Below are 14,190 nucleotides of genomic sequence, written 5' to 3' on the forward strand. Positions count from 1 at the left end.
AACTTGTCTACAACAAGACATTGGTGGGATGCGCGCTGATAGTACCCGTCTTTATCGAATGATTGGTAATGATAAACTCTTTTAATCCTAGTAACGACATGTTAGAAGGGTATATACACGCTCTCCTTTTCTTTTTGTGCTTGTATTTTGGTATAAATAAAGTCTAACAAGTTATCAGAAATATATTAACATCCCAACATATATTATAGAACCATCATTTTTAACTATAATGAAAGGGTCAATCCGCTAAAGCAGATTGACCCTTTATAATTCTCATTATTAACATTTCACAGAGACAAAACTACCAATTACTTCCTACCAAACCCCAGCTTCCTCATAATACTTCTTAGCCCCATCATGGAATGGAATATCCTCTGGAATACCTTTCTTCACATCCTCAATCTTCCACTGCTTAAAGATCTCATGGGAACCTTCCAACTCAGCTTTGCTTTCCCACATTGCTTTTGTAATTTCATAAACCACTTCCTCTGGAACGGACGCATCTACTACCATTACGTTTGCAATCGCAGCAGTTGTTACATCGTTATCCTGTCCGTCATAAGTCCCGGCTGGGATGTCTGATTGGAACCAGTATGGATAGTTTTCGGTTAAGTAGTCTAGTTGTTCTTGATCAATACTTGTTAATACACCATTAGCTGTACTGATCATTTCACCAATTGCAGCACCTGGGATACCTACAACAATATTGGCCATGTCAATTTGGTTGTTTCTCATCATATCAGTTGTTTCAGGGAAACCACCATGGTGGATGTTCATATCTTCATATGTGAGATCATACGCTTCGAGTACTTCCTGGGAAGCAATGTCTGTTCCACTACCTGTAGCCCCTGGACCAAATTCTCCACCAGCAATATCACCAATAGACTCAAGACCAGATCCCTCTCGAATGACCCATTGTGTATAGTTTGGATACATGTGACCAATTACTCTCAAATCCTCGTAAGGCATACCTTCAAATCCACGCTCACCATTCCAAGCTTCCAGTACGGCATTCCCCATTGCTAGTGCCATCTCAACCTCTCCTTCTTGCATAAAGATCAGATTCTGGACACTACCATTTGAAGCCTGTGAAGATGCAGAAAGTCCATCAATTTTGTTTTGCCAGAAATCAGTTATGACTGCACCAATGGGATAGTACAATCCTGTCTCTGTACCTGTTGAGAAGCGAAGTGTGAAGTCGTCAACCGAAGCTGATGCATCGCCCTCAGATTCTCCGCTATCCTCCGCTTCACTATCTTCACTTCCTTCGCTCTCCTCTCTTGATTGTTCGGATGATTCCGTATCGTTACTATCACCACTACCTGAAGCGTCATCTTCTCCTCCACTACAAGCCATCAAAAAACCTACCATAAACAATAAAATCATGAATAGATAAGTAAGTTTGAGTTTTTTGTTCAACAGAATGACCTCCTTATTTTTACTTTTTCGCCCCTTTTTCCAGAGAAAATACCCGTTTATAAAATAAATTCGTTCCCCCCTTTAATAGAATAAAAGTTTATATGACTGATCCAACATCTTGATCAGTCTTATTATTTACTGGCTTTACTTTTTGCCAGAAATAAACCACAATTATGGCCCCAATGCCGATAAAGTCTAGTAATAATCCAGGTGTAATGAGTGCTAAACCAGCGGCAGTCATCAAGATACGCTGGATGAAAGTAGACTTATTATATAACCATCCTTGCAAGCCCGATGCCAAGGCAATGACCCCAATGATGGCTGTGATCATGGCAATAAGACTATCCATATAATGCACTCCATCAAACAATAGGACTGGATTGAAAAGGAAAAAGTAAGGAATGATAAACCCTGTAATACCTAAACGTACTGCGGTAAGTGATACTTTGTTGGGAGATGCCCCCGCGAGTCCAGCGGCCGCATAGGAGGCGAGTGCAACTGGTGGTGTGATGTTAGATAGTGCTGCGTAGAAAAATGCAAACATGTGGGCTACGATTAAAGATGCGCCGAGTTCAACTAATAGTGGTGCTGAAACGGTTGCGACTATAATGTAGGATGCAGTTGCCGGAATTCCCATTCCCATAATGATACTGATAATCATGGTAAAGAAACCAGCTATTAAAAGACTTTCGCCTGCGAAATCTAAAATGTTTTGTCCTATAACAAGGCCTAAACTTGTGAGAGTTACGGCTCCGACAATAATACCAACAATGGCTGTAGCTACACCTACTGCTATGGAAGCTTTCACCCCTTCTTCAATGGAAAGAAGAATTTTCCTCCAACCCATTCTTGTCGATTTGCGAAACCAACTTACAATAACTGTAGCGAACAAGGAAAACACAGCTGCATAGGTCGGTGTGGTTCCATCAACAAGTAAATAAACGAGTACAGCAATCGGAATGAGTAAGTGTCCGCCCTCTTTTAAGACTTTTAATCCATTTGGAATATTTTCTTTTGAGATCCCCTTTAGTCCCGTTCTTTTCGCTTCAAAGTGTACCGCCATGAAGACGGTTAGGAAATAAAGCAGAGCAGGAATTAAAGCCGCGAGCATAACAGTCGAATATGGGACTCCGATAAACTCTGCCATAACAAACCCTGCAGCACCCATTACTGGAGGAGCAAATTGACCACCTGTGGAAGCCGTTGCTTCAACTGCTCCCGCAAAATGTGACTTGTATCCAGTCTTTTTCATTAAAGGAATGGTTACTGCACCAGTTGTTACGGTATTACCTACTGCACTACCGTTTACCATCCCCATAAATCCGCTCCCAATTACGGAGACCTTCGCTGGTCCTCCTGCGGTTCTACCCGCAACAGTGAGTGCCAAATCATTTATAAAATCGGTAAATCCACTATTTTTCAAAAATGCACCAAATAGCACAAACATAAACACAAACGTTGTAAATACACCAAGTGCAATTCCATAAACACCAGCTGAGCCCCAAAACATTTGGTCTATAATTCTTTCAACCTCAAAGCCACCATGACCAAATATTCCTGGAATATAAGATCCATAGTAGACGTATAAAAGAAAGATTGCTGATAAGATGGTCAAAGCATATCCAACTACTCTTCTACTTGCCTCAAATAACAAGGCAATTGCAATACCTCCAAATATAAAATTCCAATTCGATCTATGCCTTCCACCCCAATCTCTTGCAAAGGTTTCATAAATATCTATGAAGTAGTAAATGGAAACAAGGGACAAAATGATACATATAAAGTCCCACAAAGTAGGTAGCTTACGTTCGCCCCTGCTTCGTTTGGATGCAGGAAATAGCAAAAATGAAAGGATCAATAAGAAACCTAATGTCCAAGCCCTCAGTATGATCGATTCCATAGTTCCAATACTGTTATAATACATAAGAAATAGAGCCATGAAGATAGACAGACCGATAATGACGTATTTCATCGGACCGTTGTAACTCCTCATTTTTGCCTCTGTTGAATATTTATTGGCTTCATCAAGATTAACTTTTTCGTTCTCTACAGACCCTTGGTTGCTGGTCATAATTCCCCTCCTTATTAATCTAGTGAACTGGTATTCATATTTGAGGCTATTTTGTTGTGACAATATGTGTATCTTACTAACGAGAAAAGCCAGAATATGAAGGTACTAAAAGAACTGCAATCATTCCTCTAGCCCTTTCATATCCTTTAATCTTTACGAGGATGATAACGCTTTCAATAGTGGAGTGATTAATTCATTTTTTGTATCCAAATCGCCAGTTTTTTATATAGTAACAAAGGGTTGCCTAAATATCAATGACTTTTCAGAAAATTTATTATTTTCCGTTTATTGTTGGGTTTAGGATGAATTTTTAGGAATAAAACATTAGGATCACTCCGGATGAAAATGTATCCAATTTATATTTTTTTGTGTCAGTCGAGCGTGATCAAAGGTTCAAAATCACCGTTTTAAGCTCTGTTAATACCTCTACAGCATAGCGAGGACCTTCTCTTCCAATCCCACTATTTTTAATTCCTCCATAAGGCATTGCATCTGCTCTAAACGTAGAAGCATCGTTAACAATAACCCCTCCAGTTTTGAACCCTTTAACGGCTTTCATGGCAATATTTAAATCGGTTGTAAAGATTCCAGATTGAAGGCCATAATCTGTGTTATTAGCGGCTTCTATCGCCTCATTAATGTCCTCATAGGTAGAGACGGTAAGAACCGGACCGAAAACCTCCTCACAAACTACCTTCATATCATTCTCAACCTTCTTCAAAATAGTAGGAGTCACGATTGCCCCATCTCGTTTTCCACCGGTAACAATTTCAGCACCCTGGGAAACGGCTTCATCAATCCAATTGATAACTCTCTCAGCTTCTCCCTCACTAATTAAGGGACCAATATCCGTTTCTTCCTCTAATGGATTCCCAACTTTTAGATTTTCTGTAATAGATTTCAGCTTGCTTAAAAACGCTTCCTCTGCTTGTTTATGAACATAAATGCGTTGAACCGAAATACAGGCCTGCCCTGAGGTATTAAAGCCTTTGAGTGCACAAAGCTTAGCAGCTAAATCAAGGTCGGCATCATGATGGACAATATTTGGTGAGTTATTTCCCAATTCTAATGACACTTTTCGAAGGCCACTGTTTTCTTTAATATAACGGCCAACCTCGGCACTTCCAGTAAACGTATACTTCCCGACTCTTTCATCCTGCAATAGCCAGTCGCCTACCTGCGCCCCTGAACCGCAAACGAGATTCACGTAGCCTGAAGGTAAACCAGCATCTTGCAATATTTCGATTAAGTGATAGGCTGAAGCTGCTGTTGTAGTGGCAGGCTTCCAAACTACTGTATTTCCTGCCGCCAATGCGGGAGCAATTTTATGACAGGCTAGATTAAATGGGAAATTGAACGGCGTAATCGCTCCTATAACTCCAATCGGCATTCTCATCGTAAAGCCCACTCGATTTTCAGCTCCTGGGCTTGCCGCTATCGGAAGCTCCTCCCCAGCAATTCGTTTAGCCTCCTCAGAGGAAAGAATTAACGTTTGGATGGCTCGGTCTACCTCTCCTCTTGCATCCTTGATGGTTTTCCCTACCTCTCTTGCAATTGTGAATGCAACCTGTTCTTTTCTTTCCTTTAAAAGCTCTCCCGCTTTCTTTAGGATTTCATAGCGTTGATACGGGGTCAGTTCGTCATTGTGGAAGGTGTTTAATGCCTCTGTCACCGCGTTTTCTACATCCTTTTTTCCAGCCTTTGTAATGGTTGCGATCACTTCTCCTGAAAATTTGTCCTTTACGGTAAATTCACTCTCACCAAATATCTCTTGATCACCTATAATTAATCCCCTGTGAGATCCTAATTGACTTTTTGAAATACTCATCTATTTCTCCCCTTCCTACTTTTCAAATTGATTAATAGCCTTTTATCAACTTTTGAGTAATCATATTCTAAAAATCAATATTTTATTAATATTTTATAGAATATTCTTATAATTTAAGTTATGATAAAACATAAGGAGGCTGATGAAATGGAAATTAAATATTTAGAGGTCTTTAATAAAATCTGTGAGCACCAAAACTTTTCCAGCGCAGCACGAGAGTTGACGGTGTCTCAGCCTACTGTGAGTGCTCAAATGAAAACCCTAGAAGAAACGCTTGGTTTGCAATTATTTAAACGAAAACATAAAACGATGGGTAATCTAACTGACGCCGGGAAAATTTTATATAGCTACTCAAACCAAATTCTTTCTCTTGTTGAGGAAGCCGAGGAAGCGTTAAAGCATTATAAATATGGAAATACAGGCTCCTTGTCCTTGGTTACTTCCCATACCTTCTGCCTTTGGTACCTACCCCCGTTACTTGAAAAATTTAAACAAAACTATCCATCACTTGAAATCGTTCTACATACAGAATTCACGCCAAAAATGATTGATATGGTCGATCAGCGCGAGGTTCATTTTGCCTTTATTCGAACAGGATCACCGAACTTTACGGATGATCGGTTCCATAACATCTACATTGGAGAAGACCCGTCCGTATTTGTTGTGTCAGCAAATCATTGGTTAGCACAAAAAGAGACAGTATCCATTGATGATGTGAGAAATGAGCCCTTTATTGTTTTTGGTAAAAAATCTACCTACTGGACTCAAATCGAAAATATTTTTACAAGTGAGGGAATGGAACCGAGAATAAGTATGGAGCTGAACAACATTCAGACTGTCAAGAAAATGCTCGAAATTAATATGGGTATATCGGTACTGCCATTGATATCTATCCAAGAAGAATTAAACAAGGGAACACTAAAAGTATTAGACGTTGAGCCGTTTCCGGACATGATTAGATACTCTCATTTGATTTATCAAAAGGATTTAATTATGCTTGGACCTGTTTTGAACTTCCTGAACTATATCAAGGAAGAACAGCCTTTCACCTTAAAGCAGTAATGAGCTTAGCGGGCTTTGCTGTTAGGTCAGAGCCTGCTCCTAAACTGTTATTTTTTCAGTTAGCTCACCTGTCTTTGTAAAATCAAGCTGCTGTGTCCCTTTGACTTCAAATTCTTTAGTTTCCTTCTCTAACTCTTTTAATACGGTTTTTGAGATAAATGCCCGATTTAAATGTAGCGTGTTGGGTATTTGGACAATCTTTAAGGTTTCTAGATCTGTAGTTGGACCTAAGCTTTGAATCGCTGTTTCAATCGCTTCCTTCTCTGTTGGGTATATCATAGGTAGCATGGCCCGTTTCAGATATGTTGCTGTAAGTGCATTGGTATAAGTAGACTTTCTATCTATTTTGTCTACTAAACGATCAGTCGTAAAATCAGCAAGCCCGATCCCCTGTGCATTTCCAAAGGATTTTTCTGCTAAATCTAAAACTACTAATCTAGTTATATTAGGCCGTTTTGGCTCTGGAACTCCGTCTATTCTCCAGCGCCCAATGATATTTGGGTCCATCCCAGTTCCACTAAAGCATTTTCCCATTTCTTCTACGATCAAAATATCTATTTCATCAATTGGTAAGCTCGGCATCATAGCTTTAGATTTTTTCAGTAAATCGGCCTCCCTTTCATGCCATTCGTCTTTCCTTACACCTACAATATCAGCAGTTTCGTCATAGCCATTCTCCACAATCGCGAGGCCCATTAGGATTGGACTGTGCTCAATGGCATACTTGGACACATTTATGATATTTTCAGCCATTTTTAGTGCCCCATTACTATGAACGAATGTCGCTCCCTTTATCTTGCCAAGACCAATCGTGACCATTTTGCTTAGGCCACTTTCTACACTTCCTCGAAACGCTGTATGGGCTTTTACTCGGTTAACGACAACAATTCCATCCGCATGAAAGGCATGCTTATCCATATAAACCGCATTCCCTTGTGGTGTATGGCCGACTAACTCAACCTCCATGCTTGATCTGATTTCAGCACCAACCGTATCCTCTGTGATGTCGAGGTGTTTCAGTACTTCCATTTGCCCTTCTGCTGTAGCACCACCGTGACTACCCATTGCAGGTATTAAAAATGGTGAGTAGCCAAGGTCCTTTAATACAGAAACGGTTTCTCTCAAAATCTCTACAATATTGGAAATCCCTCTGCTCCCAGCCGTAACAGCAATTTCTGCGTTTTGGGGCAAAGAAGATGTTGGCAAACAAGCCTTAATTTCAGCATGAACACGACTTCTGATATCGTGAGTTTTTTCATTAGCAAAGGTCTGTTCAATCTCATACATCTCGATCATGAGTATTCCCCCTTTTAGAGTGCCGCACCCCTTCCACCGTCTACATTTATAGCAGTACCGGTTACATAGGATGCTGCATCAGAAGCTAAATAAGTGATAACATTTGCTGCTTCCTCTGTTTCGCCAATTCTTCCTAAGGGGATCGCGTGTTTTGGGTCTTTTGAATATTCCTCCCATGTTAAATGTCCTGCTGTTCGTTGCCAGCGTTTTTGAATTTGATCGCTTTTAATTAAACCAATACATACAGCATTAACTCGAATTGAATATTTGCCTAAGTCTTTGCTCATTGCCTTTGTTAATCCTAGACCAGCTGCACGAGAAACGGAGGTAGGTAGTGATGAACCAGGGGGTGTTTTCCCAATGACTGCTGTAATGTTAATAATGGACCCCTTCCCAACCTCCTTCATATATGGGACTGCGCTTTTGGAAAAGTTGATAGCTCCGTAAAGCTTTAAGTCCATATCTTCCGCCCAAGTGTCTAAGTCTACTTCTTCAAAGGACTTTGCACTTGATGTTCCGGCATTATTAATTAAAATATCTAATCGTCCAAATTGCTTAATGGTCTCCTCAACTACCATTTGGCAATCTTCTGCCTTCCTCACGTCCGCTTGAATGGGGATTACACTACCGCCTGTTTCTTCCTTTATTTTAGCTGCAGCTGTTTCTAGGTTTTCTTGACCTCGAGCGCAAATGGTCATCTTTGCACCCTCTCTCACTAAATGAAGGGCCGTTTGAAAGCCAATCCCCTTGCTTCCACCGGTTACAATGGCGACCTTGTCTGTCAAACTTAAATCCATAGCAATCTCTCCTTACCCTTAAATAATGCCTTCTTCTCTTAGTTTTTCAATTTCTTCTTTACTAAGGCCTAATGTTTCTTCGTAAAAATCATTTGCGTTTTCTCCCAATAATGGAGGATGCTTTTTTGTGGTAATGCCAAGATTTGAAAACCGCATAGGGCTTTTTACCACCTTAATCTTTCCTAATGTTGGATGGGGGATCTCTTCTACTGATCCTCTTGCCTTCACTTGTGGATGTTCAAATACTTGATCAATGTTATTCACAGGACCTGCTGGCACTTTGGCATCAGACAAAATGTTGAACCATTCGTCAGCTGTTTTTTCATAAAACACAGCTTGGATTTTCTCTGTCAGTTCATCGCGATGTTCAATTCGTTTATCGTTTGTACTGAACCTTTCATCCTCTGCCCATTCTGGATGCCCAAGGAGGTCACATAGTTTTTGATACAATCGATCATTGCCCGCGCACACCATAAGGGGGCGATCCTTACATTGGAAAACTTGATAAGGCACAATATAGCTGTGGTTATTTCCTAACCGTTGTTGAACACTTCCGGAATTTAAATAGCTGCTCGCCGCATTTGCTAATGTACTAATTTGAACATCAAGGAGTGATAGATCAAGGTGTTGCCCATCACCTGTCTGGTCTCGCAAACGGATAGCTGAGAGTATACTAATGGCCACGTATTGACTTGTCATAATGTCTACTACGGGTAGCCCAACTCTGAGCGGGTCGCCATCTGGTTCACCAGTAAGGCTCATCAGCCCACCTATTGCTTGAATAACCGGATCAAATCCAGGCTCATCCTTAAAGGGCCCTGTTTGACCATAACCTGTAACGGAGCATAAAATAATACCTGGATTGACCTTTTTGAGCTCATCATATCCTAGTCCCATTCGATTTAAAGTTCCGGTCTTAAAGTTTTCTAATACTACATCAGCGTTCTTCACTAATTTCAAGAAAATCTCTTTACCTTTTTCGTGTTTCAAATTTAGTGTAATGGATTGCTTGTTACGATTGGCGCACATATAATAGGTGCTTTCCCCATCTATTATAGGCGTCCAGTCTCTCATACTATCCGTGCCACCAGGCGACTCAATACGGACTACATCGGCACCTAAGTCACCTAAAATCATTGAACCTCCTGGGCCTGCATATACACGTGATAAATCAAGTACTTTTATATCCTCTAAAGGTTGTAACATGTAACTTCCTCCTGAGAAATAGTGTGAAATCTATAATAAATCTATCAATCTATGATTATCGTCCGCCACTAACCGTAAAAGTCTCTCCCATAATATAATTGGCTGCATCCGATGCTAGAAATGAAACCATTTCCGCAATATCCTTAGCGGTACCAGCACGTTTAAGTGGGATGGTTGGAATAATCCGGTCAATTCGCTCCTGCGTAGAGTACTTTTCTTGAAAAGGCGACATGATAAAGCCCGGGGCAATACCGTTCACTAAAATACCATGAGGAGCAAATTCCTTTGCGAGTCCTACTGTAAGTGTATTGACAGCTCCTTTTGTGGATGCATAATGAATGCTTTCTCCTGCTCCTCCACGTCTAGCGGCCACTGATGAAATGTTAATGACCTTTCCACTTTTACGTTGGACCATATGCTTTAAGACCGCTTGTGAAACGAGAAACATACTTTTGACATTCACGTCATAGGTCTTATCCCAAAGTTCTTCATCAATATCGAGAAAGGAGCTTCGCTTAATAGCGGCACCAGCGTTATTGACTAATATATCAATTTGGCCAAAGGTTTCGATTGCCTTTTCTACCATCATATCGACTTTTTCTTTGTTGGAAACGTCTGCTTGAACCATGATACATCTACCACCCTGACTTTCCACAATAGCCTTTGTCTCTTCAGCCCCATGTTCATTCCGGTTATAATTAACGATTACTCCAACTCCATCCTTGCCAAGTATCCTGGCTGTTTCCTGACCAATCCCGGAGCTTCCTCCCGTTATGAGAACAACTTTATTGACAGTGTCCATAGCTTTATCCCCCAATTTCTTTTATTCTATGATTTTTTCATTTGCTCTAATAGCTCTATATATTCATTCGTATCCGTCACAACAGCCATATGGGAAGAGACCATGTCTAGGTGTGTGCGCAAATCTACCTTATGATGGCTTTTGACAAGTCTTTTCATCATTCTTACTGTTTGTTGTGGTTTCGAATTCAACACGTTGGCAAAATCCATCGTGCGGTCAAAGATCTCTTCTGCTGGGTAAACATAATCCACTAACCCAATTCGGAGGGCTTCCTCCGTTTTGATACGATCCCCCGTCCAAAGCATTTCCAACGCTTTTGGGATCCCGACAAGCTTTGGTAGAAAATAACCCCCACCGTCTCCCGGAACTAATCCTAGATTGATATAACCTTCACCTAATTTGGCATGCTCCGCGCAAAAGCGTATGTCACACATTAGCGCCATGTCTAACCCTGCACCAATTGCGGCCCCATTGATACAGGAAAGAACCGGTTTATCGATTTCCTCCATTTTCAAGGCAATCTTCTGGATGTTCCCCCAAAGTGCTTCCTTTCTTTTGAAAGCGTTGCTCCATAAATCCTCCTTAGGCTCGCCAATGAATCCCTCTCCCTTAGCTAAAGCCTTAATATCACCGCCTGCGGAAAAGGCTCTCCCTTTAGCTGTTACAATTAATACATTTAAATCTGGGTTTTCATCAAACTCTATTAAGTATCTATGCCAATCAGAAATCATTTCATGACTAAAAGAGTTTAAAAAGTCTGGTCTATTTAATGTCAGTACGGCAATCCCATCGTCTCTTGTTTCAAACAGAATATGTCGATCTGTCATGATTCCTCCTCCTATCTTTCATTAGTCGTTATGTTGAAACAGCATCTGTATCTTCCTTTATCTCAACCCCTAAGTATTGAAGACATTCTACTGCTACTCTTTTGCCAGCTCTACTTAGGGCATCCTCTGTTAATCCGGCAATGTGCGGGGTTGCGATAAAATTATCAAGTGAAAAAAGAGGAGATTCATAGCAAGGCTCCTGCTCTTGTACGTCAAGACCTGCAAACCGGAGATGGCGATTTGACAACACTTGATATAGTGCGTCCTCATCCACGATTCCTCCTCGTGCTGAATTCAATAAAATCGCACCCTTTTTCATGCTTTTTAATTCGCCTTCTCCAATCATATGATAGGTTTCATCTGTCAGCGGAGCATGTATAGACACCACATCAGAGGAAGACAGGAGCTCTTCCAACGATACTAATGTTCCCCTATTTGATGACGCCTCTTGTTTATTTATATAAGGGTCATAGGCCAAAACATTCATCCCAAAACCACTTCGTACAATTTGACTTACAGCTTTGCCGGTATTCCCAAAACCGATAATCCCAATGGTTTTTCCGTTTAGCTCGAGAGCTTCATTGAACCCATGCTTATTCCATATTCCTTTTTTCATTTGTTCATAGGCTAGTAGAATGTATCTCATCCCACAAAGAAGTAACGTAACCGTATGCTCCGCAACCGAAATTGAATTGACACCTGGCAGATTAATCAACTTAATGCCTTTTGATTCTATATATTCTTGGTCGAATTGGTCTAAACCAACAGATGCAATACCAATCACCTTAAGTTTCCCACTGTCTTCAAGCGTAGGCTTCTCAATGACTCCTGTTGCCGGAGCCGCCCGCCCAATCAGCATGTCGTAATCTCCAACAATTGCTGCTAACTCTTTTCTAGAAATATTGTGATGGATATCTACCGTTTCAAAATATTGGTTTAAAACGTCAATTCCATCCTCATGTATTCGGTCAATAACTAGGGCCTTCATCTACTTTTCCCCCTCTATAAAACTGGAGAATTTATAAGCCAAAACGGCAGGATCGTCATTGATAAAAGTGGCCTTATGATTTTCTTGATTAATTTTGGCATGAATGACAAATGGCCCCTCTGCCTCCAAGCCGGTTACAACTGCTTTTTCAAAGTCTTCGAGATTATCGACAGCAAGGGTTTCAAGCTGAAAGCCTCTTGCTACACCTGCAATATCGATTTTACTAGCAAAAGATGTCTGACCACCTGTAGAACCAAAGCATCCATTATCAAAAACAATCAAGAGCCATTTTTCCGGTTGTAAATAACTTGCAGAAGCTAGCGAGTTAGGATTCATAAGAACACCACCATCGCCTTCAATCCCTATACACTTCTTAAATCCCGAATCCTCTATGGCTAAACTGACACCTATGGCAACAGAGGGGGTTAACCCCATCGTATCTACCATATACAAATGATTATCTCGTCTTCCAAGACTGGCCCATTCACGCGATGTATTACCGCAAGAAGAAATGACTGGTATATTTTCGGTATACGTATACAAAACCTTTAAAGCATCCATTCTTGACATCATTGTTCAGCACCACCCTTAATATTAAACATGACAATAATTGGCCGGTGGGTATCCTGTGCATACTTGGCTGCCTGACTGATGGCAACGTTCCATTCCTTAAGGGGTACTTTATAATCTAGCTTAAACGTTTTAACTGCCGCATCATCTAAAATTCGTGGTAAAGGCTCTGAAAATAGATTCACAGCAGAGTTGATTTCTCCAAATCCTCCTCGTCGTGTAACTAAAATCAGCATGGGAACATGATAGGCTTGCGCAAAGGTAGTAATCGCTAAAATAGAATTACCAATCCCCGTATCCTGTATCAGCATTACAGGTAATTTTCCGCCTAAACTAATGCCAGCTGCAATGCCCACTCCATCCTCTTCTCTACTGACAGGAAAGGATTTTATTTCGTTGTGTTCTTCGAAATGTTTAATCACCGGTCCAACCGTACTACAGGGAATCGATAGAAAATAATCAGGATGAATATCCTCAATCCCTTTTATGATTTCTTTACAGGCTACTTCCTGAAATTTGGCCATGAACGGTACCTCCTTACCATTTACTAGGCGGTAATATTTTACTTATTTCCTCAATTGATGCCCCACTTTCAAATAACTTAAGCACCTCATCTTCCTTTTTGACCGCTTCCTTTGTTTTCTCTAAAACAACCTCAATTTTTTCAAAAGGTACAACAACTACACCACTATCATCGGCAATGATTAGATCCCCCGGATTCACTCGGACATCTGCAATCGTAATTGGGCCATTGATTTCCATTGCCTCTACCCTATACTTTCCTGTTATCGGTGTTTGGCCTGTACTCCAGACTGGATAATCTAGTTTATATATCGTATCAATGTCTCGAACACCACCATCCACGATATTTCCTGCCATTCCCCATTTTTGAGCTACAAGAGTGGACATTCCGCCTTGAACAGACACATCTCCAAGGCTTTTAGCATCAAATACAGGTACATCTCCCTCCTCCCCTAACGCATACACATCTCGGTCGGCAAGCTTAGCACGTTCCTTTTGTAAGTATCCGTAATCAGGTGTAATGCTTTCGGGAATATAACGAATGGTTATTGCCGGTCCTACAATCTTTTTCCCCTTTACAACTGGCTTAAGACGACTTGCGGAAATCGCTCCTTTGATTCCAAGCGAATCCAATACATCTGAAACTGTAGGTGTTAGCCCTTCAAACTCCTTAAAAGCCTCGACAAGCTCCTTTGGGGGTCTCGGAAAATCTACCTTTTGAATTCTCTCAGGGGGAATCAATCCCATTAATTTCTTTTCATATTTATTTAATTCGTCTACCTTCATTAACATCACCTCGCAA

General features: G+C 40.8%; 13 protein-coding genes. 1 reads left to right on the forward strand and 12 read right to left on the reverse strand.

The window, feature by feature from the left end; translation table 11 throughout:
- Positions 1 to 315 precede the first annotated feature (315 nt).
- The 3 genes from GH754_RS00975 to GH754_RS00985 all read right to left on the reverse strand — a co-directional run bounded on the left by GH754_RS00975 (position 316) and on the right by GH754_RS00985 (position 5,318).
- Positions 316 to 1,419, reverse strand: a complete 1,104-nt coding sequence (locus tag GH754_RS00975) for a TAXI family TRAP transporter solute-binding subunit (protein ID WP_153726866.1) — start codon at positions 1,417 to 1,419, stop codon at positions 316 to 318.
- A gap of 97 nt (positions 1,420 to 1,516) precedes the next feature.
- Positions 1,517 to 3,490 (reverse strand): TRAP transporter permease, encoded by a 1,974-nt coding sequence (locus tag GH754_RS00980; RefSeq protein WP_153726867.1) that lies wholly within the window; start codon positions 3,488 to 3,490, stop codon positions 1,517 to 1,519.
- 385 nt (positions 3,491 to 3,875) lie between these two features.
- The gene (locus GH754_RS00985) at positions 3,876 to 5,318 is read right to left on the reverse strand and encodes an aldehyde dehydrogenase family protein (RefSeq protein WP_153726868.1); all 1,443 of its coding nucleotides are present in this window, start codon (positions 5,316 to 5,318) and stop codon (positions 3,876 to 3,878) included.
- 147 nt (positions 5,319 to 5,465) lie between these two features.
- On the opposite strand from GH754_RS00985, the gene GH754_RS00990 reads away from it, so the two are divergent.
- Positions 5,466 to 6,380: a LysR family transcriptional regulator gene (locus GH754_RS00990; protein ID WP_194841247.1), complete on the forward strand. Its 915-nt coding sequence runs from the start codon at positions 5,466 to 5,468 to the stop codon at positions 6,378 to 6,380.
- 39 nt (positions 6,381 to 6,419) lie between these two features.
- Here GH754_RS00990 and GH754_RS00995 read toward each other — a convergent pair whose 3' ends face one another.
- Genes GH754_RS00995 through GH754_RS01035 form a run of 9 tightly spaced genes read right to left on the reverse strand, consistent with a single transcriptional unit; the run spans position 6,420 to position 14,174 of the window.
- Positions 6,420 to 7,676: a nickel pincer cofactor-dependent isomerase, group 22 gene (locus GH754_RS00995; RefSeq protein WP_153726870.1), complete on the reverse strand. Its 1,257-nt coding sequence runs from the start codon at positions 7,674 to 7,676 to the stop codon at positions 6,420 to 6,422.
- Positions 7,677 to 7,690: 14 nt separating this feature from the next.
- Positions 7,691 to 8,473: an SDR family NAD(P)-dependent oxidoreductase gene (locus tag GH754_RS01000; RefSeq protein ID WP_153726871.1), complete on the reverse strand. Its 783-nt coding sequence runs from the start codon at positions 8,471 to 8,473 to the stop codon at positions 7,691 to 7,693.
- A gap of 18 nt (positions 8,474 to 8,491) precedes the next feature.
- Positions 8,492 to 9,679: a CaiB/BaiF CoA transferase family protein gene (locus tag GH754_RS01005; RefSeq protein WP_153726872.1), complete on the reverse strand. Its 1,188-nt coding sequence runs from the start codon at positions 9,677 to 9,679 to the stop codon at positions 8,492 to 8,494.
- Between the two features lie 55 nt (positions 9,680 to 9,734).
- The gene (locus GH754_RS01010) at positions 9,735 to 10,481 is read right to left on the reverse strand and encodes an SDR family NAD(P)-dependent oxidoreductase (RefSeq protein WP_153726873.1); all 747 of its coding nucleotides are present in this window, start codon (positions 10,479 to 10,481) and stop codon (positions 9,735 to 9,737) included.
- Positions 10,482 to 10,507: 26 nt separating this feature from the next.
- Positions 10,508 to 11,308: an enoyl-CoA hydratase/isomerase family protein gene (locus GH754_RS01015; RefSeq protein ID WP_153726874.1), complete on the reverse strand. Its 801-nt coding sequence runs from the start codon at positions 11,306 to 11,308 to the stop codon at positions 10,508 to 10,510.
- Positions 11,309 to 11,336: 28 nt separating this feature from the next.
- Positions 11,337 to 12,296, reverse strand: coding sequence for a hydroxyacid dehydrogenase (locus tag GH754_RS01020; protein WP_153726875.1), 960 nt, complete (start codon positions 12,294 to 12,296; stop codon positions 11,337 to 11,339).
- Positions 12,297 to 12,869: a thiamine pyrophosphate-dependent enzyme gene (locus tag GH754_RS01025; protein WP_153726876.1), complete on the reverse strand. Its 573-nt coding sequence runs from the start codon at positions 12,867 to 12,869 to the stop codon at positions 12,297 to 12,299.
- Positions 12,866 to 13,390, reverse strand: a complete 525-nt coding sequence (locus tag GH754_RS01030; RefSeq protein WP_153726877.1) for a thiamine pyrophosphate-binding protein — start codon at positions 13,388 to 13,390, stop codon at positions 12,866 to 12,868. Before GH754_RS01030 ends, GH754_RS01025 begins: the two co-directional genes overlap by 4 nt.
- A gap of 13 nt (positions 13,391 to 13,403) precedes the next feature.
- Positions 13,404 to 14,174 (reverse strand): RraA family protein, encoded by a 771-nt coding sequence (locus GH754_RS01035; protein WP_228550087.1) that lies wholly within the window; start codon positions 14,172 to 14,174, stop codon positions 13,404 to 13,406.
- Positions 14,175 to 14,190: the final 16 nt, after the last annotated feature.

The sequence above is a fragment of the Salinibacillus xinjiangensis genome, from assembly GCF_009649735.1.
Lineage (GTDB): Bacteria > Bacillota > Bacilli > Bacillales > Alkalibacillaceae > Salinibacillus > Salinibacillus xinjiangensis.

What these genes read in the sequence shown, in the direction of transcription:
- GH754_RS00980 (WP_153726867.1), bottom strand. Translation starts at nt 3,490, where the DNA reads ATGACCAGCAACCAAGGGTCTGTAGAGAACGAAAAAGTTAATCTTGAT.
- GH754_RS00985 (WP_153726868.1), bottom strand. Translation starts at nt 5,318, where the DNA reads ATGAGTATTTCAAAAAGTCAATTAGGATCTCACAGGGGATTAATTATA.
- GH754_RS00990 (WP_194841247.1), top strand. Translation starts at nt 5,466, where the DNA reads ATGGAAATTAAATATTTAGAGGTCTTTAATAAAATCTGTGAGCACCAA.
- GH754_RS00995 (WP_153726870.1), bottom strand. Translation starts at nt 7,676, where the DNA reads ATGATCGAGATGTATGAGATTGAACAGACCTTTGCTAATGAAAAAACT.
- GH754_RS01000 (WP_153726871.1), bottom strand. Translation starts at nt 8,473, where the DNA reads ATGGATTTAAGTTTGACAGACAAGGTCGCCATTGTAACCGGTGGAAGC.
- GH754_RS01005 (WP_153726872.1), bottom strand. Translation starts at nt 9,679, where the DNA reads ATGTTACAACCTTTAGAGGATATAAAAGTACTTGATTTATCACGTGTA.
- GH754_RS01010 (WP_153726873.1), bottom strand. Translation starts at nt 10,481, where the DNA reads ATGGACACTGTCAATAAAGTTGTTCTCATAACGGGAGGAAGCTCCGGG.
- GH754_RS01015 (WP_153726874.1), bottom strand. Translation starts at nt 11,308, where the DNA reads ATGACAGATCGACATATTCTGTTTGAAACAAGAGACGATGGGATTGCC.
- GH754_RS01020 (WP_153726875.1), bottom strand. Translation starts at nt 12,296, where the DNA reads ATGAAGGCCCTAGTTATTGACCGAATACATGAGGATGGAATTGACGTT.
- GH754_RS01025 (WP_153726876.1), bottom strand. Translation starts at nt 12,869, where the DNA reads ATGATGTCAAGAATGGATGCTTTAAAGGTTTTGTATACGTATACCGAA.
- GH754_RS01030 (WP_153726877.1), bottom strand. Translation starts at nt 13,390, where the DNA reads ATGGCCAAATTTCAGGAAGTAGCCTGTAAAGAAATCATAAAAGGGATT.
- GH754_RS01035 (WP_228550087.1), bottom strand. Translation starts at nt 14,174, where the DNA reads ATGAAGGTAGACGAATTAAATAAATATGAAAAGAAATTAATGGGATTG.